This is a genomic window from Embleya sp. NPDC059237, from assembly GCF_042754105.1.
Lineage (GTDB): Bacteria > Actinomycetota > Actinomycetes > Streptomycetales > Streptomycetaceae > Embleya.
Map to the genome: position 1 here is coordinate 328,559 of NZ_JBHZAE010000003.1, position 25,975 is coordinate 354,533.

Annotated in this window: 28 protein-coding genes and 1 pseudogene; 16 read left to right on the top strand and 13 right to left on the bottom strand. The window is 68.3% G+C overall.

Annotated elements, in window-relative coordinates:
• Positions 1-54: 54 nt before the first annotated feature.
• The 5 genes from ACFXKZ_RS12085 to ACFXKZ_RS12105 are packed head-to-tail and all read right to left on the bottom strand — an operon-like array spanning position 55 to position 4,561.
• Entirely contained in the window at positions 55-1,194 is a 1,140-nt protein-coding gene (locus ACFXKZ_RS12085) for an acyl-CoA dehydrogenase family protein (protein WP_379999203.1), read from the bottom strand.
• Positions 1,195-1,206: 12 nt separating this feature from the next.
• Complete coding sequence (locus ACFXKZ_RS12090; RefSeq protein WP_379999205.1) at positions 1,207-1,680, bottom strand: hypothetical protein; 474 nt, start codon at positions 1,678-1,680, stop codon at positions 1,207-1,209.
• Positions 1,677-2,204: a MaoC family dehydratase N-terminal domain-containing protein gene (locus ACFXKZ_RS12095; RefSeq protein ID WP_126639322.1), complete on the bottom strand. Its 528-nt coding sequence runs from the start codon at positions 2,202-2,204 to the stop codon at positions 1,677-1,679. The genes ACFXKZ_RS12090 and ACFXKZ_RS12095 overlap by 4 nt, the downstream gene beginning before the upstream one ends.
• Positions 2,201-3,367, bottom strand: a complete 1,167-nt coding sequence (locus ACFXKZ_RS12100; protein WP_379999207.1) for a CaiB/BaiF CoA transferase family protein — start codon at positions 3,365-3,367, stop codon at positions 2,201-2,203. The genes ACFXKZ_RS12095 and ACFXKZ_RS12100 overlap by 4 nt, the downstream gene beginning before the upstream one ends.
• A 12-nt stretch (positions 3,368-3,379) precedes the next feature.
• The gene (locus tag ACFXKZ_RS12105; protein WP_379999209.1) at positions 3,380-4,561 is read right to left on the bottom strand and encodes an acyl-CoA dehydrogenase family protein; all 1,182 of its coding nucleotides are present in this window, start codon (positions 4,559-4,561) and stop codon (positions 3,380-3,382) included.
• A 395-nt stretch (positions 4,562-4,956) separates the two neighbouring features.
• On the opposite strand from ACFXKZ_RS12105, the gene ACFXKZ_RS12110 reads away from it, so the two are divergent.
• Positions 4,957-5,220, top strand: a complete 264-nt coding sequence (locus tag ACFXKZ_RS12110) for a hypothetical protein (RefSeq protein WP_379999211.1) — start codon at positions 4,957-4,959, stop codon at positions 5,218-5,220.
• 106 nt (positions 5,221-5,326) lie between these two features.
• Here the strand turns inward: ACFXKZ_RS12110 and ACFXKZ_RS12115 are convergent, their stop codons facing one another.
• The 3 genes from ACFXKZ_RS12115 to ACFXKZ_RS12125 all read right to left on the bottom strand — a co-directional run bounded on the left by ACFXKZ_RS12115 (position 5,327) and on the right by ACFXKZ_RS12125 (position 8,332).
• A complete protein-coding gene (locus ACFXKZ_RS12115; RefSeq protein WP_379999213.1) occupies positions 5,327-6,112 on the bottom strand; it encodes an SDR family oxidoreductase in 786 nt (261 codons plus the stop codon).
• The gene (locus tag ACFXKZ_RS12120) at positions 6,109-7,293 is read right to left on the bottom strand and encodes an acyl-CoA dehydrogenase family protein (RefSeq protein ID WP_379999215.1); all 1,185 of its coding nucleotides are present in this window, start codon (positions 7,291-7,293) and stop codon (positions 6,109-6,111) included. The genes ACFXKZ_RS12115 and ACFXKZ_RS12120 overlap by 4 nt, the downstream gene beginning before the upstream one ends.
• Positions 7,294-7,408: 115 nt before the next feature.
• Positions 7,409-8,332 carry an SDR family oxidoreductase gene (locus ACFXKZ_RS12125; protein ID WP_379999217.1) on the bottom strand — a complete coding sequence of 308 codons (924 nt, stop codon included), beginning with the start codon at positions 8,330-8,332 and terminating at the stop codon, positions 7,409-7,411.
• 336 nt (positions 8,333-8,668) lie between these two features.
• Between ACFXKZ_RS12125 and ACFXKZ_RS12130 the strand changes: the two genes are divergently transcribed.
• The 9 genes from ACFXKZ_RS12130 to ACFXKZ_RS12170 all read left to right on the top strand — a co-directional run bounded on the left by ACFXKZ_RS12130 (position 8,669) and on the right by ACFXKZ_RS12170 (position 17,510).
• On the top strand, positions 8,669-9,595 hold the full coding sequence (locus ACFXKZ_RS12130; protein ID WP_379999219.1) for a cyclase family protein: 927 nt from the start codon (positions 8,669-8,671) through the stop codon (positions 9,593-9,595).
• 959 nt (positions 9,596-10,554) lie between these two features.
• Positions 10,555-11,622 (top strand): Zn-dependent alcohol dehydrogenase, encoded by a 1,068-nt coding sequence (locus tag ACFXKZ_RS12135; RefSeq protein WP_379999221.1) that lies wholly within the window; start codon positions 10,555-10,557, stop codon positions 11,620-11,622.
• Between the two features lie 184 nt (positions 11,623-11,806).
• Positions 11,807-12,190, top strand: coding sequence for a hypothetical protein (locus ACFXKZ_RS12140; RefSeq protein ID WP_379999223.1), 384 nt, complete (start codon positions 11,807-11,809; stop codon positions 12,188-12,190).
• Positions 12,187-13,431: a hypothetical protein gene (locus ACFXKZ_RS12145; RefSeq protein WP_379999225.1), complete on the top strand. Its 1,245-nt coding sequence runs from the start codon at positions 12,187-12,189 to the stop codon at positions 13,429-13,431. The genes ACFXKZ_RS12140 and ACFXKZ_RS12145 overlap by 4 nt, the downstream gene beginning before the upstream one ends.
• 11 nt (positions 13,432-13,442) lie before the next feature.
• The gene (locus tag ACFXKZ_RS12150) at positions 13,443-13,955 is read left to right on the top strand and encodes a hypothetical protein (protein ID WP_379999227.1); all 513 of its coding nucleotides are present in this window, start codon (positions 13,443-13,445) and stop codon (positions 13,953-13,955) included.
• Between the two features lie 148 nt (positions 13,956-14,103).
• Positions 14,104-14,565: a hypothetical protein gene (locus ACFXKZ_RS12155; protein WP_379999229.1), complete on the top strand. Its 462-nt coding sequence runs from the start codon at positions 14,104-14,106 to the stop codon at positions 14,563-14,565.
• Positions 14,562-15,815, top strand: coding sequence for a hypothetical protein (locus tag ACFXKZ_RS12160; RefSeq protein ID WP_379999231.1), 1,254 nt, complete (start codon positions 14,562-14,564; stop codon positions 15,813-15,815). The genes ACFXKZ_RS12155 and ACFXKZ_RS12160 overlap by 4 nt, the downstream gene beginning before the upstream one ends.
• Positions 15,816-15,837: 22 nt before the next feature.
• A complete protein-coding gene (locus ACFXKZ_RS12165) occupies positions 15,838-16,347 on the top strand; it encodes a hypothetical protein (protein WP_379999233.1) in 510 nt (169 codons plus the stop codon).
• 695 nt (positions 16,348-17,042) lie between these two features.
• The gene (locus ACFXKZ_RS12170; RefSeq protein WP_379999235.1) at positions 17,043-17,510 is read left to right on the top strand and encodes a MarR family transcriptional regulator; all 468 of its coding nucleotides are present in this window, start codon (positions 17,043-17,045) and stop codon (positions 17,508-17,510) included.
• A gap of 235 nt (positions 17,511-17,745) precedes the next feature.
• Here ACFXKZ_RS12170 and ACFXKZ_RS12175 read toward each other — a convergent pair whose 3' ends face one another.
• Complete coding sequence (locus tag ACFXKZ_RS12175) at positions 17,746-17,991, bottom strand: hypothetical protein (protein ID WP_379999237.1); 246 nt, start codon at positions 17,989-17,991, stop codon at positions 17,746-17,748.
• A gap of 350 nt (positions 17,992-18,341) precedes the next feature.
• Between ACFXKZ_RS12175 and ACFXKZ_RS12180 the strand changes: the two genes are divergently transcribed.
• The 3 genes and pseudogenes from ACFXKZ_RS12180 to ACFXKZ_RS12190 all read left to right on the top strand — a co-directional run.
• Entirely contained in the window at positions 18,342-19,061 is a 720-nt protein-coding gene (locus ACFXKZ_RS12180) for a DinB family protein (RefSeq protein WP_379999240.1), read from the top strand.
• Positions 19,062-19,230: 169 nt separating this feature from the next.
• Positions 19,231-19,695, top strand: a complete 465-nt coding sequence (locus tag ACFXKZ_RS12185) for a hypothetical protein (protein WP_379999242.1) — start codon at positions 19,231-19,233, stop codon at positions 19,693-19,695.
• 6 nt (positions 19,696-19,701) lie between these two features.
• Positions 19,702-19,867: pseudogene (locus ACFXKZ_RS12190) on the top strand (IS5/IS1182 family transposase); the annotation flags it as partial.
• A gap of 91 nt (positions 19,868-19,958) precedes the next feature.
• Here the strand turns inward: ACFXKZ_RS12190 and ACFXKZ_RS12195 are convergent.
• A complete protein-coding gene (locus ACFXKZ_RS12195; protein ID WP_379999244.1) occupies positions 19,959-20,150 on the bottom strand; it encodes a hypothetical protein in 192 nt (63 codons plus the stop codon).
• Positions 20,151-20,158: 8 nt separating this feature from the next.
• On the bottom strand, positions 20,159-21,010 hold the full coding sequence (locus ACFXKZ_RS12200; protein ID WP_379999246.1) for a helix-turn-helix domain-containing protein: 852 nt from the start codon (positions 21,008-21,010) through the stop codon (positions 20,159-20,161).
• A gap of 271 nt (positions 21,011-21,281) precedes the next feature.
• Here ACFXKZ_RS12200 and ACFXKZ_RS12205 point away from each other — a divergent pair, with 271 nt between their 5' ends.
• From ACFXKZ_RS12205 to ACFXKZ_RS12215, 3 genes are all read left to right on the top strand, one after another.
• On the top strand, positions 21,282-21,707 hold the full coding sequence (locus ACFXKZ_RS12205; protein ID WP_379999248.1) for an ATP-binding protein: 426 nt from the start codon (positions 21,282-21,284) through the stop codon (positions 21,705-21,707).
• Positions 21,708-22,072: 365 nt separating this feature from the next.
• A complete protein-coding gene (locus ACFXKZ_RS12210) occupies positions 22,073-22,498 on the top strand; it encodes a DUF485 domain-containing protein (RefSeq protein WP_379999250.1) in 426 nt (141 codons plus the stop codon).
• Positions 22,499-22,551: 53 nt separating this feature from the next.
• Positions 22,552-24,213 (top strand): cation acetate symporter, encoded by a 1,662-nt coding sequence (locus ACFXKZ_RS12215; protein ID WP_380000000.1) that lies wholly within the window; start codon positions 22,552-22,554, stop codon positions 24,211-24,213.
• 63 nt (positions 24,214-24,276) lie between these two features.
• On the opposite strand, the gene ACFXKZ_RS12220 is transcribed toward ACFXKZ_RS12215, so the two are convergent.
• The gene (locus ACFXKZ_RS12220) at positions 24,277-24,831 is read right to left on the bottom strand and encodes a flavin reductase family protein (RefSeq protein ID WP_379999252.1); all 555 of its coding nucleotides are present in this window, start codon (positions 24,829-24,831) and stop codon (positions 24,277-24,279) included.
• Positions 24,832-25,020: 189 nt separating this feature from the next.
• A complete protein-coding gene (locus ACFXKZ_RS12225) occupies positions 25,021-25,932 on the bottom strand; it encodes an enoyl-CoA hydratase/isomerase family protein (RefSeq protein WP_379999254.1) in 912 nt (303 codons plus the stop codon).
• Positions 25,933-25,975 lie beyond the last annotated feature (43 nt).

Here is a 25,975-nt window from a genome sequence, read left to right on the forward strand (position 1 = left end):
GCCCGGTCGCCGCCTTCGGCCCGGTCGTCCTCGGCCCGGTCGCCCTCGGTGTGCTCAGCCCTTGTCGAGCACGTCCGCCGCGATCAGGTTCTCCAGGTACCGGTCGTCCCACCAGTTGAGTTGCAGGGACTTGGCGCGGCGGAAGTACAGCTGCACGTCGCATTCCAGGGTGAAGCCCATCCCGCCGTGGACGTGTACCGCCAGGTCCGTGACCTCGCGGTAGGTGCGGGCGGCGAAGAGCTTGGCCATCGGGGCCAGGCGGGCGGTGTCGCGGCCCTTGTCGCGGGACCAGGCGGCCTCCCAGACCAGGGTCTCGGCGCCGTCGACGGCGGTCGAGGCGTCGGCCAGGTTGTGCGCGATCGCCTGGAAGGCGCCGAGCGGCTTGTCGAACTGCTTGCGGTGCTTGGCGTATTCGACGGTGATCTCCAGCGCGCGCTTCGCGCCGCCGACCGCTTGGGCCGCGAGCAGGATCAGGCCGTCGTGCAGGACGTCCGACCAGACCGGCCAGCCGGCTCCGGCCGTGCCGACCAACTCGCCGCGCACGTCTGCGAGTTCGACCCGGTACTGGGTGTCCGAGGCGATCGTCTGCTGCTGGGTCGTGGTGACCCCGGCAGCCTTCGGGTCGACCAGGAACAGCGACACGCCCTGGTTCGGGTCGCCCGGGGTGCCCGCGGTGCCGGTGCGGGCGAGCACGAGCAGGACGTCGGCCGCCGCCGCGTAGGCGACGTGCCGCTTCGTGCCGGACAGCAGGTAGCCGTCGCCGTCCGCGCGGGCCACCAGCGCGACGCCCTTGCCGCCGAAGCCGCGGTCCGGCTCCAGCCACGCCACGCTCGCGATGGTGGTGCCCGCCGCGATGCCCGGCAGGTACTTCTCGCGCTGCTCGTCGGACCCGGCCGCGGCCAGTACGCCGCCGACAAGGACCGAACTGACGAAGTGCGGAGTCGGTGCAAGGGAGCGGCCGAACTCCTCGTAGACCACGGTCGCGTCGAGCGTGGTCATCTCCGACCCGCCCCACTTCTCGGGCAGCGTCAGACCGGTCAGGCCGGACTCGCCGAGCTTCTTCCAGAAGTCCTCGGGGTAGCCGACCGGGTCGTTCTCCAACTCGCGAACGACGGTGAGGTCGGCGTGCCGGGCCGTCAGGCCGCGCACGGTCTCCCGGAGGATGTCCTGTTCCTGGGTGAAATCGAGGTCCATCGCGCGTCTCCTCTAGGGCTTCCAGCGCTCGCCGCGCCGGTCCCACGGGTTGTCGTCGGGGGTGGTGGGCAACGCGATTCGCGCGGTGGCCGTGGTGCGGACCGCGCCGTCGACGGTCAGCGAGATCTCGGCCCGGACCCAGCCGCAGCCGGTCTCGTCCACGGAGACGTCGTCCACCGTGCCGGTGAGCAGCATGTGGTCGCCCGGGAAGACCGGCTTGGTCATCCGGAACACCATCCGGCCGATCCGGCCCTTCGGGCCGGTCCAGTCGTTGAGGTAGCGCTCGAACCAGGCGGCCTGGTTCGGGGTGTTCAGGAAGATGTCCTGCACCCCTTGGCGCTCGACCGCGAACTTGTAGTCGTGATGCATCGGCCGCCAGTCGCGGCTGGCCAACGCGCCCAGGATGACCGTCGTCGCGGTGACGTCCACGCCGAAGGTCGGCAGCGCGTCGCCCTTGGCCAACCGGTCCAGGGTCAGGTCGCTCATGCGGTGGCCTCCCGCCGGTAGCCGTAGCCGGTGTAGGACTCGGTGCCGAGCAGGGCGCCGTCCTGGTTGTGGTACTCGACGTCGATCACCCAGAAACGGCCGATCCCGAGCTTGGTGCGCTTTTCCGGGCTGACCGACCGGAGCACCTGACGCGACGTCACGATGTCGCCCAAGCGCACCGGTTCGTAGAACACGTTGGTGTTGTCGGTCATGATCGCCTCGGGCAGTTCGAAGCGGATCTTGAGATCGAAGTGCACCTGGAGGGACAGTTGCTCACCCTCCGCGCCGGGCGCCCAGTAGTGCGGGCGGGCCCACGCGGACAGCAGGCTGAGCGGGGCGATATGACCGCCAGTCAGCTCCGCCGCGACCGCGTCGTCCCAGAACAGCGGATTGCCGTTCTGCACCGACGCGCACGAGGTCCAGATGTAGCCGCGCTCGGCGGGGAAGTCACCCCGCTTCTCGTACTGGACCTTGCCGATCAGCGCCGCCACGTCCTCGGGCAGCGTGGTGTCCTGTGCCGTCATGCGACCACTCCTGAAGCACGAAGCTCGGCCACCCGGTCGGGGGTGTACCCGGCGGAGGTGAGCAGCTCGTCGGTGTCGGTGATCCCGGATTCGCGGACCGGGTACGGTTCGGTCGGCGCCTGCTGACCGGCCAGTACCGGGCCCACCTGGCGGAACTCGCCCTGGTCGGGGTGGGTCGCGGTGGTGAACGCGCCGCGGGCCAGATACTGCGGGTCGGCCAGCAGTTCCGGTACGGACGACACCGCCGACACGCAGGTGTCGGCGGGGGCCAGCTCGGCCACCCAGTCGTCCCGGTCGCGGCCGGCGAACACCGTCGAAAGGTCCGCCCGGATCGCGTCCTGCGCGTCGTCGTCGAGCTGGCGCGACGCCCACTTGTCCAGCCCGGTCAACCGGCACAGGTTGGCCCAGAAGCGGCCCTCGATCGCGGCCACCGCCAGCCACTTGCCGTCCCGTGCGCGGTAGGTGTCGTAGCACGCGTAGCGGCCCGTCAAAATGCCGTGCCGGGGCTCCGGTTCGACGCCGGTGGCCAGGTACTCGTCCACGCCCAGCGCCATCAGCGCGAGCATCCCGTCGGCCACCGAGACATCCAGGCGCGCGCCGTCGCCGGTGCGTTGCCGGCGGAACAGCGCGCCCATGATCGCGATCACCGCGTGCATCCCGCCGCCCGCGCTGTCCGCGACGGTCGCGCCCGGAATGGGCGGGCCGCCGTCCGCGCCCGGCCCGGACACGTGCAGGAAGCCGCCCACGCCCAGGTAGTTGAGGTCGTGCCCGGCCTGCTGGGCGTACGGGCCGTCCTGACCGAAGCCGGACGTGGAGCAGTAGACGATCGAGGGGTTGCGCGCCGAGGCCGCGTCCGGGCCGATGCCCAGGCGGTCCACCACACCCGGGCGGAAGCTCTCGATCACCACGTCGGCGCCCTCGACCAGGGTGAGGAACGCCTCGCGGCCCTCGGGTGCCTTCATGTCGAGCAGCACGCGCCGCATCCGCCGGTGCGCGCTGTACGAGTAGTAGGGCGGCGCGATCTGCACACCGCTGCGGGCCGGGACCGGGCCGACCTTGATCACGTCGGCGCCGTAGTCTGCCAGCCAGCGCGAGGCGCGGGCGGCGGGGCCCACGCTCGCCAGGTCCAATACGGTGACGCCTTGCAGGAACTCTCCGGACATGACGCGACCCCGTCAGAAGTTCTTGGGAAGGCCGAGACCGCGCCGGGCGATGATGTTCTTCTGCACCTCGGACGTGCCGCCGCCGATGGTGTCCAGCACGGTGTAGCGGTAGGTCGAGTCGGCGCGACCGGCCATCGGCGCGTCCTCGGTGCCCACCCGCAGCTGGGTGCCCGGCGAGGCGATGTCCATCGAGGCGTTCGCGAGCCGCTTGGACAGCTCGGTGGCGTAGAGCTTGTAGCCCGACGCCTCGACCGTGGGCGGTTTTCCGCCACCGGCCGCGGCGGCCACCACGCGCAGCCCGAGCAGGCGCGCCACGGCGGCCTCGGTGACCAGCGTGGCCAGCTGCTTGCGCACGATCGGGTCCTCGCGCAGCGGCTCGTCGTCGCGCGTGGCCTCCTTGACGTACTCGGTCAGTACGTTCAGCCGCTGCTGGATCGGGGCGAACGAGAACATCGTGAAGCGTTCGAGGTCGAGCGCCTGGGAGATGTACTGGAAGCCCTTGTTCAGCTCGCCGACCACGTACTCGTCGGAGACCCAGACGTCGTCGAAGAAGACGTCGTTGGTGCGCTCGTCGCCCATCGTCCAGATCGCCCGGACGGTGATGCCCGGGTGGTCCATCGGCACCAGGAACAGCGTGATGCCGTGGTGCTTGGGTGCGTCGGGGTCGGTGCGCGCGCCGACCCAGTACCACTCGGCGAAGTGCGCGGAAGTGGTCCAGGTCTTCTGGCCGTTGAGCCGCCAGCCCTCGCCGTCGCGGACCGCGCGCAGCTTCATCGAGGCGGCGTCGGAGCCGGCCTCGGGCTCGCTGTAGCCGACCGCGAACTCGACCTCGTTGTTCAGGATCTTGGGCAGGAACTCGGCCTTGAGCTTGTCGCTGCCGTGCGCGAGCAGGGTCTTGCCGATGATGCCGACGCCCTTGCCGATCTGCGGTCCACCGCGCCCGGCGAGGGCTTCGTTGAGCAGGTATTCGTAGACCCCGTCGCCGTCCTGGCCGCCCCACTCCTCGGGCCAGGTGATGCCGAGCCAGCCTTGGTCGGCCATCTTGCGCATGTAGGCGCGGCGTGCGGGGGTGTCGACGACCTGGGCCATGTTCTCCCGGGTGACATCGAACACTTCAGGGTCGGGATTGGCGTCGAGAAACCGCTCGACCGTCTCGCTGAACGCGGTCTGGTCGGGGGAGAAGTCGAAGTCCACGGGTCGCCTTTCGGGGCGCGCCCATGCCGGCAGCCTCACCTGTGTACGTGCAGGTGAGGCAGCCGGCACAGAACCTGACGGATAGTCAGATCAAGGTAACACCGGCCTGGGTTCATTTCGAGTGGCGGTCGGCAAATGATGTGTGGGCCCCGTCTCGTCGGGATCGGGGCGGGTCGTTTGCGTGACGACTTCGGTTCGGCTCCGGTTCGGCTCCGGCGCGTTTCCGTCGCAGTTCGTGTTTCGTCGGCGCGTGCTCGGTTTCGGTGCCCGCGCGCGCGCCGGGGCGTGCGGGGGCGCCGGGGTGGGCATGATCACGTCGGGGCCGACGAAACGGTTCTGGACAAGTCCGGAAAAGTTACGGCGCGTCCGCGATCGACCACCTATCGTGGGTGGACATGAGCGGAAATGCTTGCCCGCAATGCGGTCGGGAGCACCCGTGGTGCGAGGTCGAGTGGTCGGCGTTCGAAGCCGACGACGCGACCGGTCCCGATTCGGACGAGACCGACGCCGACGGCCCGCCCTACCGGGTCTGCGAACTCCTGCCGGACATCCTCGATTTCCTCGCCCGCGGCAGCCGCGGGCCCGACTGGGCGGGCACGGGCCGACGCCCGGCCAGGTCGCTGCGCGGGCTGATACCCGGTCCCAGGACCGGGTGTTGACGGAGCGTCAGCGGCACCGTGCCGGATCTCGCGGCGGCGGGTGGTGGGGCTGACGCTGCGTCAAGAATGGGCGGCGCGCGGTGAGTCCGCGCGCCGCCGCGATGGCCTACGCGCGCTGTGAGCTGACCGAGACGACCTCGCCGGTCATGTACGACGAGTAGTCCGAGGCGAGGAAGACCATCACGTTCGCCACCTCCCACGGCTCGGCGGCGCGGCCGAACGCCTCGCGCGAGGACAGCTCGTCGAGCAGTTCCTCCGACGACGCCTTCGCCAGGAACGCGTGCATTGCGATGCTCGGCGCGACCGCGTTGACCCGTACCCCGAACTCCGCCGCCTCCACCGCCGAGCAGCGGGTCAGCGCCATCACGCCGGCCTTGGCCGCCGCGTAGTGCGCCTGACCCTTCTGCGCCCGCCAGCCCAGCACCGAGGCGTTGTTGACGATCACGCCCTTCCCGCGCGGCTGCATGTGCCGCAGCGCCGCCCGGGTGCAGCGGAACGTGCCGTTGAGGGTCACGTTCATCACCAGGTCCCACTGCGCGTCGGTCATGTCGACGAGGTTGGCCTCGCCGCCGAGCCCGGCGTTGTTGATCAGCACGTCGATGCCGCCGAGTTCGCGCGCGGCCGTGTCGATCAGGTTCTGCACGTCGTCCTCGACGGTGACGTCGCACGGCACGGCCAACGGCCGCGACCCGATCAGCTTGGCGAGTTCGTCGGCGGCCTCGCCCAGGCGGCGCTCGTGCTTGTCGCTGATCGCGATCACGGCGCCCTCCTCGGCGGCGCGCTTGGCGGCGGCGAAGCCGATCCCGGTGCCCGCCGCGGCGGTGATCAGGACCGTCTTGCCGGTCAGCAGGCCGTGGCCCTCGACGTAGGTGGGGGCGGCGGTGGGGCTCACTTGGCGTCTCCTCGCGGTTCACGGGGCATGCCGAGGACGCGCTCGGCGATGATGTTGCGCTGCACCTCGTTCGACCCGCCGTAGATGGTGTCGGACTTGGTGAACAGGAACAGGCGCTGCGCTTCGGACAGTTCGTACGGGGCCGCGGCGGCCAGGGTGGATTCGACGCCGGCCACGTCCATCGCGAGCGTGCCGAGGCGTTGGTGCCAGCCCGCCCACACCAGCTTGGCCACCGAGGCCGCGCCGGGGTCGGGCGAGCCGAGCGTGCGCAGCGCGTTGCAGCGCAGCACCTTCAGGTCGATCCAGCTCTGCAGCAGCCGGTCGCGCAGGACGGGATCCTCGATCGCGCCGTTGGCCTTCGCCTCGGCGACCACCTTGTCCAACTCGATCTCGAAGCCGATCTGCTGGGCCAGCGTGGACACCCCGCGCTCGAACGCGAGCAGGCCCATCGCCACGCCCCAGCCGGCGCCCACCTCGCCCACCACGTGCTCCGCGCGCGCGTGAGCCTTGTCGAAGAAGACCTCGTTGAACTCGCTGGTGCCGGTGAGCTGCACGATCGGGCGGATCTCGATGCCCGGCTGGTCCATCGGCGCGAGCAGGAACGAGATGCCCTTGTGCCGCTGCGAGCCGGGATCGGTGCGGGCGAGTACGAAGCACCAGTTCGCCTCGTGGGCGAGCGAGGTCCACACCTTCTGGCCGGTGATCAGCCAGTCGCCGGACTCGGGGTCGATCGCGGCGGAGGTGCGCAGGTTGGACAGGTCGGAGCCGGCGCCCGGCTCGGAGTAGCCCTGGCACCACAGCTCCTCGCCGCGCGCGATGGCGGGCAGGAAGCGGGCCTTCTGCTCGTCGGTGCCGAACGCGAGCACGGTCGGGCCGAGCAGGTTCTCGCCCATGTGGTTGACCCGGCCGGGTGCCTGGGCGCGGGCGTACTCCTCGCCGAAGATCACCTGCTGCATCAGCGACGCCTCGCGGCCCCCGTACTCCCGGGGCCAGGCCAGGCCGATCCAGCCGCCCTCACCCAGGCGCAGTTCCCACGCCCGGCGGATCTCGAAGTGCTCGTGTTCGCTGCCGGGACCGCCGGTACCGACCGCCGCGGCGAACTCACCGGAAAGGTTCTCCCGGAGCCACGCGCGGACCTCGGCCCGGAACTCCTCGTCTTCGGCGCTGTACCGGAAATCCACAGCCAGTCCAATCTCGTCGCCTCGCCGTGCGGGCGGGACGACGGCCGCGCGCGCGGGGTCGGTGGACCGGGTCGGTGCACACCGACCCCGCGCGCGTCGCCTGTCGGGGGTCGCGTCAGTTGCCGGCGGCGGCGGCCTCGGCGGCCTTCTTCTTCGCCGCGGCGGCCGCGTACTCCTTGAGCTGGGCGAGTACCGGCATCGGGTCCTGGCCGATCTGGGTCGGCAGCTTCTCGGCGATCTCCTCGGCCGTCCAGCGGTCGGCCGCGTACATCGTCTTGATCTCGTGCGGCTGGTCCCACAGCGCGATCTTGGGTCCGGCGGTCGTGTACACCTGGCCGGTGATGTTCTTGGCGTGGTCGGAGAGCAGGAAGACCACCAGCTCGGCGACGTCCTCGGGGTCGCCGATCTCCTTGAGCGTCTGCGGGACACCCTCGGACATCCGGGTGCGGGCCACCGGCGCGACGCAGTTCGCGTTGACGCCGTACTTGTTCAGGCCCAGCGCGGCGGAGCGCACGAAGGAGACGATGCCGCCCTTGGCCGCGGCGTAGTTCGCCTGGGCGACCGAGCCGAGCGCGTACACCCCGGAGGTGAAGCCGACGATCGAGCCGAAGCCCTGGGTCTTCATCACCTTGGAGGCGGCCTGTACGACGGTGAAGGTGCCCTTGAGGTGGGTGGCGATGACGCTGTCCCACTCGTCCTCGGTCATGTTGAAGAGCATGCGCTCGCGCAGGTTGCCCGCGACGGTGACGACACCGTCGATGCGGCCCCACTTCTCGACACCGGCCTGCACGATGCGGGCGCCGCCCTCCATCGTGGCCACGGAGTCGGCGACCGCGACGGCCTCGCCGCCCAGCGCCTCGATCTCCTTCACCACGGCGTCGGCGACCTCGCTGGTCGGCGCGCTGCCGTCCATGGCGACGCCGTAGTCGTTCACGACGACCTTGGCGCCATGCGCGGCGGCGGCGAGCGCCACGGCCCGGCCGATGCCGCGGCCGGCGCCGGTGACCGCGATTACCTTGCCCGTGAGGAAGTCACCCATGTGTTGTCCGCTCCTTGTCGGTGGCCTCGCCAGTAGGCCCCGGGAATCGAGGGCCGAGGCCCAGGTCGGGTCGGTCGTGGCGCGTCCGGGTCGGTCGGTGCGGCCGGGGCCGCCGGTCCCGCCGGGCGCGGGCGTACGACAGCCTCGCGGCCTTGCGTACGCAAGGTGCGCGGCCTGTGAGAACGCCCTCTCGACATTATCTGACGATCCGTTAGTTTTCCTGGGTAGAGTGCCGCAGCACACAGCACGGCGCACGCTTCCCGGATCCGTTCGAGAATGTGCCCGTGGGTATTCGTGCCCGTCGGCACGTGTCACCACCGCCTGGAGGAGGCCCCCATGTCGCTGCCCCCCGAGTTCCACGAACTGGCCGCACGCGTGAACAACTGGGGCCGCTGGGGCCGGGAGGACGAGATCGGGACGATCAACCTGATCACGGACGACGTGGTCCGGGCGGCGGCCGGCTGTGTGCGCACCGGCAAGCGCTTCTCGCTGGCCGTCGAGCTGCGCGAGGACGGCATCCAGAACGGGATGATCCCGGGCCGGGACAACCCCAAGCGCACCACGTTCCTGGTCAACCACGAGGTCTTCGGCCCCGGGACCGTGGCCACCAGCGACGACGCGGTGACGATGGGCATCCAGGCGGGCACGCACTGGGACGGGCTGACCCACGCGACGTACGACGACCGGCTGTACAACGGCCACTCGGCGAAGGAGACGGTCACCGCCGAGGAGGGCGCGCGCAAGCTGGGCATCCACAACGTGAAGACGCTGGTCTCGCGCGGGGTGCTCCTCGACGTGGCGCGGGCCAAGGGCGTGGACATGCTGGCGCCGGAGTACGCGGTGACGCCGGCGGACCTGGAGGCGGCCGAGGAGTTCGGCGACGTGAAGGTGCGCGCGGGCGACATCGTGCTGGTGCGCACGGGGCAGATCCGGCAGTACTTCGCGGGCGAGAAGGACATGTACTTCTATGGCCCGGGTCTGTCGGTGCGCACGCCCGAGTGGTTCCACGCGCGCGATGTGGCGGCGGTGGCCAACGACACGGTGACGTTCGAGGTCTTCCCGCCGGAGATCGAGGACTGCTTCATGGCGGTGCACGCACTGCACCTGGTGGAGATGGGCATGCTCCAGGGGCAGAACTGGAACCTGGAGGAGCTGTCGGAGGACTGCGCGGCGGACGGCGTGTACGAGTTCTTCCTGGAGGCTTCGCCGGAGCCCTTCGTGGGGGGCGTGGGGACGCCGGTGAACCCGGTGGCGATCAAGTAGGGGCCCGGCGGCCCGTTGCGGGCCGGCCGCCTCCCGAACACGCGTAGAACGCACGGCGCGCGGGCCCCGGACAGGATCGACCTGTCCCGGGGCCCGCGTGCGTTCCGGGCACCGCGACGAGGCCCGGAACGGCGGCGGTCCCACTTCGTCGAGGAAACCCGGAGCACGACCCGGGCGCCTCGTCGTCCCCTCGCGAACGACCGCCACACTCAGGGTGATCAGTGTCGGACGGCCCGTCAACACCCTCGGGGCGCCGATTTCGCGCGACAGATCACGATTCGTCTGCGCCGCGATTCGGGCGACACAGCAGCAACTTCCGCAACTCCCGCACCACCGTGCCCTCGCGGCGCGGTGTCACGGGTGCGGTGCGGCACCACATGAAGTTTTCGGCAGTTGGCAAGTGCTGGGCAGGCGTTACCCGGTGACGCTCGCCGGCAAGCTTTTTTGGTCTCCGCGAACGCCTCGGCCCAACGCCGCACCCGCAGAGGTCACTTCGCGGTTGTCCCGGGGTCGCGTACCGGTGGCAGCGAGTCGGCGATTTCGTATCGGCCGCCGGCGCGTGCCGATGCCGAGCGGACCATGCGGGGCGAAGCGCCGGCGCACGATCGGTATTACGCCGCCGGGAATCGGCATCTGCCGGCCGATTTGGTGCTTCCGGGCGGGGTGATGCGGCGGATTCTTGATGTCGCCGGGGTGGTGTGTGTGTGGGGTGAAGTCGCTGCTGTGGCACCAGTGGTGAACCGTGAGTGGAGGTGACACGTGTGTGATTACGGGCTGATCAGAGGTGGTCTCGGGGTGATACGAGAGGACTGTCACAACCGGCTGACTGCTCATCAGTTCCGGGCTAGAGTGCCGCGCGGGTACGCGTGCGCGCTCGGAATTCGGTTCCGGAGACGGTCGGATCGGTCAGCCGTCGAGCGCCCCGGCTCGTCAGCCCATTTCCGATGGAGGAGGAACCGGTGAAGGGCGTTCTTTTCGACGGCAAGGAAGCCTCGATCGTCGACGACCTGGAGGTGCGCGCACCCGGGGCCAACGAAGTCTTGGTGAAGATCGGCGCGGCCGGTCTGTGCCACAGCGACATCTCGGTGATCAACGGCACCATCCCCTTCCCGCCCCCGGTCGTGCTCGGACACGAGGGCGCGGGAGTCGTGGAGGCCGTGGGCGAGTTGGTGTCCCACGTCAAGGCCGGCGACCACGTCGCGCTGTCCACGCTGGCCTCGTGCGGCGCGTGCCGTGAGTGCGACCGGGGTCGGCCGACGATGTGCGCCAAGAGCTTCGGTCAGCTCAACCAGCCGTTCACGCGCGGCGGCAAGCCGGTCTACAACTTCGCCGGCCTGTCGGTGTTCGCCGAGCAGATCGTGGTCAAGGGCGTCCAGGCGGTGAAGATCCCCAAGGACATCCCCCTGGCCTCCGCGGCGCTGATCGGCTGCGGGGTGCTGACGGGCGTCGGCGCGGTGCTCAACCGGGCGAAGGTACAGCCCGGCGACACGGTCGCGGTGATCGGCACCGGCGGCATCGGGCTGAACGTGATCCAGGGCGCGAAGCTCGCGGGCGCGGTCCGGATCGTGGCCGTCGACGCGAACCCGGCGAAGGAGGCGGTGGCACGCGAGTTCGGCGCGACCGACTTCGTCGACGCGCGCGCGGTGGAGGACTCGGTCAAGGCGGTACAGGCGCTTGTCCCGGGCGGCGTGGACCACGCGTTCGAGTGCGTCGGGCACGTCGCGGTGATCCGCAACGCGATCGACATGCTCGGCCGGGCCGGCCAGGCGATCATCCTGGGCGTCGCGCCGTCGGACGCCGAGGCGTCGTTCCACGTGTCCTCGATGTTCCTGGACAAGTCGATCATGGGCTGCCGCTACGGCTCCTCGCGCCCGCAGTACGACATCGCCCGCTACGCCGACCTGTACCGGACCGGCGCCCTCAAGCTCGACGAACTGGTCACCCAGACCTATGCGTTGGAGGACTTCCACCAGGCGGTGGAGGACGCCGAGGCGGGCAAGGTCGCCCGAGGCGTCTTCGTCTTCTGACGTCGGCCTTCTCGACCGGCGTTCCGGTGGCTTTCATCGGCGAGCGCTGTGGTGTCGAAGCGCGTCCCTCGTGGTGGAGGGACGCGCTTCTTCTTTTTGATCATGAGTGGTTCCCGAGTTTTTCATTGCCCTCTACAACAGACGGGATATAGTTTCTGCCACGCTGCGAACCGGGGGGATTGCGATGGCGGAAAAGTTCTCTGTCGACTTTGCGTGGCTGGATGCACTGATATCCGGGTTCGACGGCTCGGCCCAGGCCGCGAAATGGGCGCTCGACGCACTCCACGAGACCGGCCCGATTCGTATCGGGCACAAGGATCTCGACACCGCCTGTGATCACTTCAAGGACAAGTGGTCGAAGCGGGTCAAGGATTTCCAGGACCGGATCGGGGAATTCCGCAAGGTCGTCGACGACTCCAAGCGGGCCTACGCCGTGACGGATGAGCACACGGCCACGTCCATGAGCACGCTGCGATCCGCGCTCGCTCCGAACGGTTCGTCCGCGCCGACCGGGGTTACCGCCACGGCTGCGGGTAGGCCGAGCCGGATCGGGGAGGCGTTCGCGTGAGTTCGGCCGAGAAGGAGTTTCCGGGGCTGCGGTTCGATCCGGCGCCCGGGCTGTTGCCGGCGCTTGCGCTGCCGGCCGAGAAGGTGCGCCAGGCATCGGGGCAGGTCGGCAATGTACGCACCGAGATGGAGAAGACGCTGCGGGATCCCGGGGCCTGGAGCGGACTGGCCGGTGGCAGTTGCCACGACGCCGTGCAGCACATCTATCCCGAGGTGTGGATCATGCACGACGCCCTGTCCGGCGTCGAACGCACCATCGGCGAATGGTCGTTCCTGCTCGCCGAGTATCAGCGCTCGCGTACGGAGCTGGAGGCCCAGGCGGTGGCGGCCCGGGCCCGGGTGAAGCAGATGGAGGGGAATCCGGACGTCGATCTGCGGTTCTTCGAGGTGATGACCACGTCCGGCAAGGAGCAGGAGGCCCTGCTCACACGGCATGCGGAGGCGAAGAAGGCGCTGGAACAGGCCGAAGACGACCTGGACGCGATTCTCGATTCCGCCAAGGACCTGAAAAGGCAGCACGACGAATCGGCCCGGGGCATCGCCAAGCGCATCCGGGAAATCGCGGACCACCCGCCGGATCGCAACACGACGAGCTTCGGGGGGTCCAACCTCATCCCGCCCTACTTCACGAAGCCGCCGGTCGTCCCGGAGGACACCGGCCCCAAGCGCGAATTCAACGTCACCGATCCCACGGCCAGGGATCGCGCGACCGAACTGGCGGCAATGGCCATGGTCGCGGCGCAGGACGGGTATTTCGGCAACGATCGTGCGGCCTCGTACATGAAGTACTGGCTCGAAGGCGACGGGCGGGACATCCAGTTCGACGCGCAGGAGTTCCTGAAGGCGGATCCCGGGTTCCGGAAGATCCTCAACGACACCATGCGGGCGAATGCACCGAGTGGTAATTTCGACACCGGGTGGAAGGGCGGCAGCGTGGCCCGGGACATGCAGAACGGACCGGTCACGCCCGAGTTGCAGGATTTCTATTACACGATGAACGGCTATCAGTATCGGATCGTCGGCACCGACTTCAAGATGGTCGAAGGCCATCCGGCGGGCACGATCCGGGTCGACATCTACAAGCGCTACAACTGGGGCAATCCCGAGGGCGGCGCACACCGAAACGACATCGAGGGTGTCCCGCAGAACGACCTGGCCCGACTCAACGAGACGGGTTTGGCCCATGACTTCGACATCGTGGGCAGCACGACGTGGTACATGGCTCCGGGGCTGGTCGGGTGACGTCGGCGGGCGTGGCGAGGAGGGGTGCCCGGCGCGCCCTGTTCCTGGCCGGTGCCTTCTGCGTGGGCATGCTGGTGCTCGGGCTGCTGGGCTATGGGGCGTTGCGTTTGCTCCTGTGGCATCCCTGGTCGGACGACGGTCGCGACTCGCGTGCCGACCCGGGGAGCGGCGACGTATCGCTGAGCAAGTCGCTGCGGCTGACCGGACTTACGCTGCCGCCGGGGGCCACGAATGTGCGCTATTACGTGCGGGCGAACATGCGCGGGACGCTCGTACAGCTCACGTACCGGCTTCCGTGCGGCACGGTCCCGGGGGTGTTGGCGGACGCGAAACTGACCACCCCGGTCGCGATGGACACCATCGGCACGCAGAACGTCCGCCGCTTCGCCGAACGCCATGGCTGGCGGCCCGAGGTGGGCACGACCTCGGCGCTCACCGACACGAGGACGTGGCCCACGACGGCCCTGGTGAACACGCCGCCGGCAGCGGGGGATTGCTCGGTGTACCTGGACGCCTTCAACTGACCTGACGTCGGAGGCTGCTCGCCACGACCGATCACGGCGTGTCTCTCCCACGGGGAGGGGCGCGCGCTTTGTCGTTGTTCGGCTCCGTCGTGGCGGTCGGCAACCGGATGGATACAATCGGCTCTTCACACTTACTGGGGGGTGTGTGATGCCGGACCGATTCTCGGTCGACTTCGCGTGGCTGGACACCTTGATGGCCGCGTTCGATGGTTCGACCGTCGCGACGGACGCGGCGCTCGAAGCTCTGCACGAGACCGGGCCGATCCGGACCGGGCACAAGGATCTCGATACGGCGTGCGACCACTTCAAGGGGAAGTGGGAGGACCGGGCAGAGGAGTTCCGGAAGGACATCGGCAAGTTTCGGGCGTCGGTGGACCGGTCCAAGGCCGCGTATGGCGTGACCGAGGAGCAGGTGTCCGCGTCGATGGCCCGGCTCACGACCGGTGTGCCGGCGGTGACTCGACCCGTGCCGCCCGCGGTCGTCGCCGTGCCGTCGTCCGCTGCGGAGAGCCCGCTTCGGTCCATCCTGGATCCCGATGGTTCGTCCGCCTCCCCGAGCGCACCGCTCCCGACATCGGAACCGAGTCGGATCGGGGAGGTCTTTCGGTGAGTTCGGCGGCCAAGGAGTTCCCCGGATTACGCTTCGACCCGGCGCCCGGGTTGGTGCCGGCGCTGGGCCTGTTGGCCGAGAAGGTGCGTCAGGCGTCCGGGCAACTGGGCAGGGTGCGAGGCGAGATGGAGACCGCGCTACGGGATCCCGGGGCCTGGACCGGGCTGGCGGGCGGTGCGAGCCACGACGCGGTCCAGGGCATCTATCCGAAGATCTGGACCATGCACGATGCGCTGTCCGGCGTCGAGCACACGCTGGGCGAGTGGTCGTATCTGCTGACGGACTATCAGCGCTCTCGGGCCGCGCTGGAGGCCCAGGCGGTGGCGGCGCGGGCGCGAGTGAAGCAGGCGGAGGCCGATCCCGACGTGGATGTCGGATTCGCCGACATCGTGGGCCGATCGGGAGCGGATCGGAACGCCTTCTTCAAGCGCCACGCCGCCGCCAAGCAGGCCCTGGACCAAGCGGAGAACGAACTCGACCGCATCATCGAGGCCGCGAAGTCCCTGAAGCGGCAACACGACGACTCCGCGAAGACGTTCGCCAAACAAATCCGCAACCTCGCCGACCACCTGCCGGACGCCGACACGATGACCCCGGCGGGGTCGGGCATCATCCCGCCGTACTACACGAAGCCGCCGGTAGAGGCCGAAGACATGGGCCCCAAACGTGAGTTCAACGTGACCGAGCCCACGGCAAAGGATCATGCGACCCGCGCGGCGGCGATGGCGATGGTGGCCGGTCAGGACGCGTATTTGGGGAATGAGCGTGCGGCGTCGTACATGAAGCACTGGCTGGAAGGAGATGGGAGCGAGGTTCAATTCAAAGCCGGCGAATTCGTCGATGCGAATCCCGCGTTCCGGAAGCTTTTGACGGATACCATCCTCGCCGGCGGACCGAATGGGAACTTCGACACCGGATGGCAATCGGGGGCCGTGCACGAGGATATGAAGGCCCCCGAGTCGGCTGGGAAATCGAAGCAGTTACTCGACTGGTATTATACAATGAACGGCTATCGATATAGAATCGTGGGCACCGATTTCAAAATGGTCAACGGGGAGCCGGCGGGGCAGGTGCGAGTCGATATTTATAAACGATACAACTGGGGGAACCCTGAAGGTGGCAAGCATCGCGGAAATATCGAAGGGGTCCCGCAGAACGACTTGGCTCGACTGAACGAGACCGGACTGGCGCACGACTTCGATATCACCGGAAGTATGACTTTCTACGTCACCCCGCCCCCTCGCTCGTGAGCACCGAAGGCCGGTACGTCGGGTGAAAGCTGTGGTCGGACGTGCCCTGTTTCTGTGCGCCGCCTTTCTCGTCGGGATGCTGGTGCTGAGCCTCGTGACGTTCGGGGCGTTCGAGATCTATCGCCGACATCCATGGGCACCCAATGTGCACGACTCGCGCGCCGATGCCGGGAGCGATCCCGAATTTTCGCTGAAGAAATCTTTGCGATTGACGGGCACTACCCTGCCTGCCGGAGCCTTCGATGTACACTTCCGGGCCGGTGGAAACATGATGGGGACGAGCTTGGATCTTATGTATCGGATCCCGTGTGGCGCGGTTCCCGGCATTCTTGCAGAGGCAGAATTCACGACTCCGAGCGCCGTGAATGATATTGGGAACACTTATGTTCGCGATTTTGCGAAAAGGCACGGTTGGCGCGCTGATTCGGGGTCTACTCGGGCCTATTCCGGCAAGGGGAAGTGGCCGACGGCGGTGCTGGTGCAGACGCCGGAGACGGGGGACTGCTCGGTTTATCTGACTGCCTTCAACTGAGTTGGAGGGCGCCCCCTACCAGCTTTGAGGTCTTGGCCGAGGGTGCGCGCGGCGTTCATGGCGTTGCCGAGGCGGGTACCGGGGGCTGGTTGGTGGGAGGGGCGATCCGGGGCGACGGGCCGGTGGGTAAACGGAGTTGGGACGTCGGACGGACACGTGGCCCTGATTTTTTCCGGATGTGGGGGCCGTGTGGGCGGTTGGGTGCGAGACTCCGTGGGGACGTGACGACCCGGGCGACAAGGTTGCCGAGCGTACGGTCGAGTGGCGTCGTTCGGCATCGGAGTGGTGATCGGTGGCGGCGCCAACGCCGCCGTGGCCGCCCTGAACGTGCGGGCGGCTCGCCGCGCATTCGGTCCACCCCCGACGTCGTAGCCCTTGCGGAAGCGCGGCACAGCCGACGGCGGGTGCCGGTGCGTGGCGATGGGTGGGTCGAGGCGGCAGCCTCAAGGACCGGCTGGGCCCCGGGTCGGGGGGCGAAACCGCGGACTCGCTCCGGAGGTCGGTCGGGATCGATGGCCGTCCCTGTCCCGGGCGGGCTTCGCCGGATCGGGGCGTGCGGATGCGGGTTCGTCTGCGGGTTCGTCATCCCGTGGGGCCGATCGATCGCTTGACTTCAAGTGAACTTGAAGTTCTACGGTCGCCGCATGACCTGCACGCAGTGCAGGATCCGCGCCGAAGTGCCAGGAGGATGTCCCATGACCACCCAGCAGATCTCCGATGCCGAACTCGCCGGACAGCCCGCCGCGTACTGGACTGGTGTCGCCTACGAGGCGCTCATTGCCTACACCCGGGCCCGGCAGGCTGAGAAGGGCTACACCCAGCCGCAGTTCTGGCTGCTGCGCAATCTGTCGGTGAACGACATCTCGCCCGACGGCGCGGGGATGACCGTGCCGGAACTGCGGGTGGCGATGGCCTCCTACCTCCGCCCCGAGGACGACTTGGCGGCGGAGTCCGAGGCGCTCGTGGAGCGCGGCTGGTTGACCCGCGACGCCGAGGACCGTCTGCACCTCACCGAGGCGGGCGAACAGGCCCGCGTCGACCTCGCCCGCAACGCCCCGGCGATCCGCGCGACCCTCCACGAGGGCATCGCCGACGCGGACTACGTCACGACGCTCAAGGTCCTCCAACGCCTGATCCACAACGCGGGCGGCCCGGTTGGGTGACGGACCCGGACCCAGACCCGGCGAGATGGTGGGATGCCATCACCTCCTGGTCAAGGTGGACGGGCTCCGCTCGCCAATGGCTGGGTGCGCATGCGACGCCCCTGACGTCCGTCATGGCGGAAGGGTTTTCCGTGGAGATCCACGAGACGTAGGAGTTCCTCTCGCGGGATCACCGCGCGAATCCCGGCGCCCGGCACGTCCTTGCTTGCGAGGCGGGCCCGCAGGCGAAGGCGTACTACCGCAGGTTTGTGCTTGGTTGGCGACGCCAGTCCCATTCCGGGCGACGGTTCAAGAGCGCGAGGAACTCGTGCGCAGGCAGGATTTCGTCGTGCTTGGTGTCGACGAGGGCGTCGAATCCATCCAGAACGTGACGGAGGAAAGCCCGGGCCGCGTTCATGGACTCGCACGAGACGTAGACCCCGTACGGCTGACCGATCCGGGACCCGAGCTGTTCGAGCTCGTCCGCTTCGTAGTCCGCCAAAATCTCGCCTCAGAGGTCCAGGTCGTACGAGTACCCGTGCCAGTAGAGCCGTTCGCCGCCCGATAGAGGGTTCGGCACGAGATCGAAGCCACGTATTCGCCCTTCGAGGGACGGGCGTCGCGCTGTAGGGACAAGAATGATCACCGTCGGCCAGGACACGCCTTCACCTCCGCCGTGACCCTATCCGGGTACACCCGGCCCACCCGACTTCCCAGCAGAGTCCGGGTCCGTAATTCGACGAACGGGCGTTGACCGATCCGCGGTTGCTGCAGTCGCCGAACGTCTGGGGATGGAGGACCGCAGGGCCCCTCGTTCGGGACGCCCGCCTGGTGTCGGCCCGTCGGTGCACAATGCTCGGCGTGGCGCGATTTGAGGATCAGGATCTGACCGACGCCGAGTTTCGTGAGTGCGACCTGACCCGCGCCCGGCTGATCGGCGTGGTGATGCGGGACGTCGTGATCGACGGGCTGGTCGGCAACCTGGTGGTCAATGGCGTGGAGGTGACGTCCTACGTCGAGGCCGAGCTGGACCGGCGGTATCCGGTTCGGTTGCTGATGCGCTCGGATGACCCGGCAGATCTGTGGCAAGCCCATCGACGGCTACGGGATGACTGGGCGAGGACGGTCGAGCGGCTCCGTGCGATGGCCGCGGGCTCCGAGCACCGGCGTGTCGCCGGCGAGTGGTCGGCAGTGGAGACCCTGCGCCACCTGGTTTTCGTGCACGACTCGTGGTTTCGCCGCTGCTGTCTGGGATCGACTCAGCCTTTCACTCGGATCGGGTTGGCGTCCGACTTCGTGCCCGATCAGGAGGAACAGGGCCTCGATCGAGCGGCGACCCCGGATCTCGACGAGGTACTGGCCGTGCGATACGAACAGTCCGCCGAGCTGGAGCGTTGGCTGGCGACCGTGACGGTCGACGAGTTGTCCGCAGTCGCTCCAGTTCCCGCGGGACCGGGCCGGCCGCCGTACGCCGTGGGCAAGTCGGTGGCCGAGTGCCTGCGGGTGGTGCTGAACGAGGACTGGGCACACCACGGGTTCTGCGTCCGTGACCTCGACATGCAGGAACGCTGATCCGGCTCCTTGGGCTGTGCGACGCGCTGTGGTGCCCGGACGGGCCGGGTGCGGACGCCGGCGACCGGAAACGCCCATCGCTCTGTGTGACAGCCGACGGCAAGGAACAAGCCGAGGGCCATCCCGTTTCATCAAGTGAGGCGCTGCTGAGGGGCGTTACTGTCCTCGGATGGAGCTCCTGGATCCGGTCTGCCTGCTGCACGGACCCGGCATCGACCCGGCGTCGTTGGTCGGCAGCCGACTTGTCCAGGTGATGGCTTCGTGGCACACGCACGACGGGCAACCCGCTGATGACCTGGTCGAGGTTTGGCTGATCGACGATCGAGGTGGGTCCACCAACATCGCCAGTGGCACGGACTGGTGCCTCATGGTCGAGTCGTCCGAGCCCGAGAGCGGCTTCGACATGGGTGACTGGGGCCGCATCGAAGTCCGGTCCGTGCGTGACGAGACTCCGCTCGCGGCCCACCTTGGGGAACTCGTGCTCGGAGTTCGGCAGGAGTGGGTTCCGGCAACAGGCCGTGTCGCGCTTGAACTGGACTTCTCCTCGGGCGGCGTCCGCTGCGAGAGCCGGGGTGGTGACCTCTGGATCCGAGCTGTGGACAGCCCCGCAGGCCCCTTGGCGCCGATGCCGTGATCTGCCGTGGCCGGTGTGATCACGGCGTCGGAGCCTTCCTGGACAGCCCCGTTCACCGGGCTGAGCCGGCGCGACTTCGGCAAGCCGATCACGATGCCTCGTTGCGACGGAGGACCGGGTCCTGTTGGTCGCCGCCTACTGGACGCGATGGCAGCCGGCGCCGTTGTCCGGGTGTCGAAGTCGGCATCCTCCAGGCCGCATGGCCGCCCGAGCACACACAGCCCCGGTCCTGATCCACTCAAAGATCAATTGCGGGACGGCCATCAGAGCAGGTGGTCGGCCCTGCCTGCCTTGATGTCGCGGATGAGGGTGCGGAGGGCGTCGATGGTGTCGGTGAGGTAAATGTCCTCGTGCCCGGCGACGGCGATGTAGGCGTTGCCGTCGGCGTCGGTGCCGAGGCGGAAGCAGTTCCCGGAGTCCTGGCAGAAGGGCTCATCCCAGGTGATGTCAGACATGCATTCTCCTACAGCTGGTGAGCGATCGAGCGGATCAGGTCGTGCGTTGCGGATTCCGATAGCGCGATCCGTTCCATCTGGTCGAGTTGGAGACTGAACTTGCGTAGTTGCGCGCCGACATGCAGGAACTCGGCGACGTTCGTGCGGTCCAGCTGCACCGTGTCCAGGCTCGGTACCTCGGCGTGGGCGTAGAGGAAGGCTTGCCCCGAGCCGGGGAACGCTCCAGCCGAGAACGGGATGGCTCGTACGACGATGTTGGCGCGACCCGTCAGCTCGAGTATGTGGTCGAGTTGTTCGCGCAGCACGCGGCGACCGCCGACCTCGATGCGGAGTGCGGCCTCGTGGATTATGGCCGTGTACGTGGGTGCGCCGGGGCGGTCGAGCGCCTTTCGACGTTGCGTTCGGTGGGAGACCCGGGCCTCGAACTCGTCGTCGGGGAGCGATGGAATCGCTGCCTGGAAGAGGGCGCGGGCGTATGGCTCAGTTTGGAAGGGCCCGGGAATGTGCGCCATCGTGCTCATCCGCAGGTCCCGGGCGAACCACTCCAATTCGGCGATGTCCAGGAACGTCGGCGGTAGGACGTCTCGGAAGTCTTCCCACCAGCCCTTGGTCCGGTCGGCACCCATACCGGCCAGGGCATCGACCAACTCTTGGTCCGTGCAGTCGTAGTTGTAGGCCATGCGCCTGACCCGCTCGGGACTGATCCCATGGCGGCCCGCTTCCGTGCTGGTGATGACGGTTCGGTTCGTCGCCAGGAGCGAGGCCGCCTGCTCCGTGGACAGGCCGGCGGCCTCACGCAACTTGCGAAGTTCGGCGCCCAGGCGTTGCTGGCGAGCGGTTGGGTTACTCCTCGGCGCCACACGCGCTCCCTGCGTACATGCTGCTCAGTCTGCCCCGCTTCCAAGCCTCGGGCCAACGTCCTTTGGCAAGCAGGTGGCACATGTGCTCCCAAAGCTCTACGGTGAGTATCGCATCAGGTACGCAAAGCGATGCCGGAAGTGCACCGCGTTGGCATGCTCGCCTGTTCCGGGGTGGGTGTGTCGCGCTCGGGAGGTAGGCCACCGGGGTCGTCAGGGGCGCGTGTTCGGCGCGTGCCGTTCTCATCACGGCTGTTTTGTCGAGGAGTTGGCCATGTCCGAGACCCTCTGTTCCGACGATCGATGTTCGCCTCCGATTCCTGTTGTTCCGTCGCACTGGAGTCTTCCCGCCGAGCCGGCCTCGGTGCGTTGCGCCCGGCGGGCTGTCGTGGCGGCTCTTCCGCGTGATTGTTCTGCCGAGATGGCGGATGAACTCGTGTTGCTAGTCTCCGAGTTGGTGACGAACGCGGTGCGATACGGGGCGCGGCGGCCCGTCGAGATGGTGCTCTGGTTCGTGGACGGCTACGTCTGGCTCGCCGTCTCCGACCACGGGTCCGGGCGGCCCCGGGTCGGCTCGCCGGGGCGGCGGGACTGCGGTGGGCGCGGGTTGTTGCTCGTGGATCGGGTTGCCGATGTGTGGGCGGTGGTGGCGCGGCCCGGGTGCGGCAAGTCGGTCGTGGTGGGGATGCGTCGGCGGTGACCGGCGGTGCGCCGGCGCGACGGGTTGGGTGGGGAAGATCCGGATCGGAGGATGGTGATCGAGGGCTTTCGGGTGTGACTCGAATTGGCAAAGACGGTCCGGAGTGGGCGACTTAGATGGTGGTTCGGTCGAAGTTCGGGGAATCGGTGTCAAGTTCGGTCGATTCTGTTGGCCTTGGGAATTCATGGGTTATCCGCGTAACCCGTCAGTCCCGCTTTCAGTTGATCGGATAGGTTCCGCGCGTCCCGGCGGCGCCTCTAAACTCGCTCCGCTGCGGCCCCAGGTCCCACGGACCGCGGTTTGGTACCCGATCGGCGCCTCGGGCCACGCGCGGGGTGTCCGCTGGAGAGGAGCCCTACCGCCCCATGCCGACTCCGCACGAAGATCCGCACGATCGTCCCCCCGAGCCCGCTTCCGAACTGGTCGCCGAGCTTGAGCCGGACCCGGACTCCGCCTCCGTCCCGGCTCCGCGCGTGCCGTACGTCGACGATCGCACCGGGTATCTGGAGATGGAACAGGATCCGAGATTCGGGGCGCTGAAACGGCGTCAGCGTTCCTTCATCTTCCCGGTTACCGCCGCATTCCTCTCGTGGTTCCTGCTGTACGTGGTGATGTCCGCCTACGCGCGCGACTTCATGGCCAAGGAACTGATGAACCACATCAACGTCGCCCTGGTGTTCGGTCTGCTCCAGTTTGTGTCGACGTTCCTGATCGCCTGGGCCTATTCGCGATTCGCGCGTACCCGACTCGACCCCGTCGCCACCGAACTGCGAGAGGAACTCGAAGCGTGAATCTTTCTCTCGAACTCGCCGCGAAGTCCAGCAACCGAGGCTGGACGTTCGCGATGTTCGCCATACTGGTCGTGGTGACTCTCGGCATCACCTTCTGGGCGAGCCGCAACAACCGTACGGCGGCGGACTTCTACGCCGGCGGTCGCTCGTTCACCTCGCTGCAGAACGGCTTGGCGATCGGCGGCGACTACATGTCGGCCGCGTCCTTCCTCGGCATCGCGGGCATCCTGGCGTTGTCCGGCTACGACGGGTTCCTGTACTCCATCGGCTTTCTGGTTGCCTGGCTGGTGGCACTGCTCCTGGTCGCCGAACCGATGCGCAACTCCGGCCGGTTCACCATGGCCGACGTGCTGGCGAACCGGATGCGCGAACGTCCCGTGCGGATGGCCGCGAGCGTGTCCACGATCGTGGTGTCGATCTTCTACCTGATCGCACAGATGGTCGGCGCGGCCTCGGTCGTCTCGCTCCTGCTCGACGTCAAGAGCGACGCCGCGCAGATCTCGGTCATCGCGGCGGTCGGCGCGCTGATGATCGTGTACGTCACCGTCGGCGGCATGAAGGGCACCTCCTGGGTGCAGATCGTCAAGGCCGGCCTGCTGATGGTGGGCGCGTTCGTGATGTGCGTGTGGGTGCTGGCCAAGTTCGACTTCAACGTGGCGGACCTGCTCGGCACGGCGGCGAGCAAGTCCGGTTCGGGCGAGTCGTTCCTGCAGCCGGGGCTCAAGTACGGCGCCACCGACGGCTGGTCGAAGATCGACCTGATCTCGCTCGGTCTGGCCCTTGTGCTCGGTACGGCGGGCCTGCCGCACATCCTGGTCCGCTTCTACACCGTGCCCAATGCCCGCGTCGCACGCCGCTCGGTGACCTGGGCGATCGCCATCATCGGGGTGTTCTACCTGATGACCCTGATCCTGGGCTTCGGCGCCGCCGCGCTGATCGGCAGCAAGGAGATCAAGAAGGCCGACCCGAGCGGCAACACCGCCGCGACCCGGCTCGCCGAACACCTCGGCGGCGGCGCGGGTACCACCGGCGGCGCGCTGATGCTGGCCTTCATCGCCGCAGTGGCCTTCGCGACCATCCTGGCCGTGGTGGCGGGGCTCACCCTCGCGTCGTCCTCGTCGTTCGCGCACGACCTGTACGCGAACGTCTTCCGCAAGGGCCGCACCACCGACAAGGACGAGGTCAAGGTCGCGCGGATCTCGGCGCTGGTGATCGGTACGGCCGCGATTGTACTGTCGGTGTTCGCCCGCGAGTTGAACGTGGCGTTCCTGGTCGCGCTGGCGTTCGCGATCGCCGCCTCGGCGAACCTGCCGGCCATCCTGTTCTCGCTGTTCTGGAAGAACTTCAACACGCGCGGCGCGGTGTTCGGCATCTACGGCGGCCTGGTCACCTCGGTGCTCGTGGTGTTGTTGTCCCCGATCTGCTGGGGCGGGGCCACCGACACGAAGCCCGCGATCAAGCAGTTGACGGCCAAGCAGGCGTCGGACTGCGACGTCTCGAAGGACCGCAAGGATGTGGGCAACGCCACGGCGCTGTTCAGCTGTACGACGCCGGCGCCGATCCCGCTGGAGAACCCGGGCATCATCTCGATCCCGGTCGGCTTCGCGTGTGCCGCGATCGGCGCGCTGTCGGCCCGCCGCCGGCGTACCGACGACGACGACCGCAAGTTCGCCGAACTAGAGGTCAGGGCCCTGACCGGAGCCGGCGCGCACTGATCGCGCAACGCCACGGTCTCGGACTCCGGTCCCGGCGGCTCGCGCCCGGGTTCGGGATCGTGGCTACCCGTTGCGGCTGGGGTGGCCGAAGCGACCCTTGTAGAACAGCAGCGGCGCGCACTCCACGCGGGGCGCGTCGAGGGCCTGGACCCGGCCGATCACGATCTCGTGGTCGCCGCCGTCCACCACGCTCTCCAGCGTGCAGTCGATCCAGGCCAGTACGTCGTCCAGCCTCGGCGATCCGGTCGGCGTCGGGGCGTGGGAGACGCCGGCGAACTTGTCGGCGCCGCTGACCGCGAAGGCGCGGCACAGGGCTTCCTGGTCTTCGGCGAGCACGTTGACGCAGAAGCGGCCGCCCGGGCGGATCCGCGGCCAGGTGGTGGAGGTCTTGGCGACGAAGAAGGTGACCAGCGGCGGGTCGAGCGAGAGCGAGGCGAAGGACTGACACGCGAAGCCCACCGGGGTGTCGCCGTCGAGCGCGGTGATCACCGTCACGCCGCTGGCGAAGTGGCCGAGGACGTGTCGGAACGTGGCGGCCTCGACGATGCCGTCGCCCTCGGGCAGGGCGATCGCGGCGGGATCCGCCGGCTTCGTGCTCGCTGCGTCGATCTTGCCCATGATGGACTTCCTCGCAGGTGTCTAGGGGCGTCGGGTCTGTGACGCTACGTCACCCGATTTCCTTGCGTCAATCAAACGAGAGCGGGTCCTTCGTCACATCTGACGACTCGTCAGTTGCCTTGTGGCGTAAGGCACATCCGCCCGTCGGCGGGCCGTGGTGGGGGTCCTCGGCCGGCCGCCGGCGTTCGATTACCAGCCGTAGTACTCCGGCTTGCGGCGCTCCATCAGCGACGCGACTCCCTCGTTGGCATCGCGCGAGGTCATGTTCGCCTCGACGATGCGGGCCTCCTCGTCGAAGGCCGTCGTGCGGTCGCTTTCGAGGGAGCGGTTCACCAGATGCTTGGTGAACGCGTACGCCCGGGTCGGGCCCGTGGCCAGGCGTTCGGCCCATTCGCGGGCGGTGGCGTCGAGTTCGTCGGCGGGGACGACCTTGTTCACGACGCCGATCCGGAGTGCCTCGGCGGCGGGGAGGTCGTCGCCGAAGAACATCAGCTCCTTGGCCTTCTGCGGGCCGACCAGGCGGGGGAGGAGGTAGGCGCTGCCGCCGTCCGGGACCAGGCCGCGGCGGGTGAAGATCTGGATGAAGCGGGCCGAGTCGGCGGCGATCACGAGGTCGCAGGCGAGGGCGAGGCTCATGCCGTAGCCGGCGGTGGTGCCGTTGATTGCTGCGAGCACGGGCTTTTCGCAGTCCAGGATTGCGTTGGTGAGGCGTTGGACGCCGGTCTTCATCATGCGGGTGGCGTAGCCGGTGGGGCGGGCGGGGGGTTGGGGGGTGTTGGTGGCCGCGTCCGGGGCTGGGTCCGGGTTCTGGTCCGTGTTCGGGTCCGTGTTCGCGCCTTCGGCTTGGGCTGCGGCTTCGGCGAGGAGGGACTTGGTGCCGGGGCTGCTGCGGAGGTCCATGCCGGTACAGAAGTGTTTTTGGCCTGCGGCGGTGAGGATTACGGCTCGGATCTGCTCCGTTGCGGAGGCCTCTGCCAGGAGGTCGATCAGGAGTTCGCGTTGGGACCAGGTGAGGGAGTTGCTGGCTGCGGGGCGGTTGAGGGTGAGGGTCAGGACGCCGGCGCGCACGCTGTGCAGCAGCTCTTGGTCGGGGGTGGTCATGGTGGCTCCTGTGTGTGGTGGGCCGTCCTCAAGGGTGGGACGG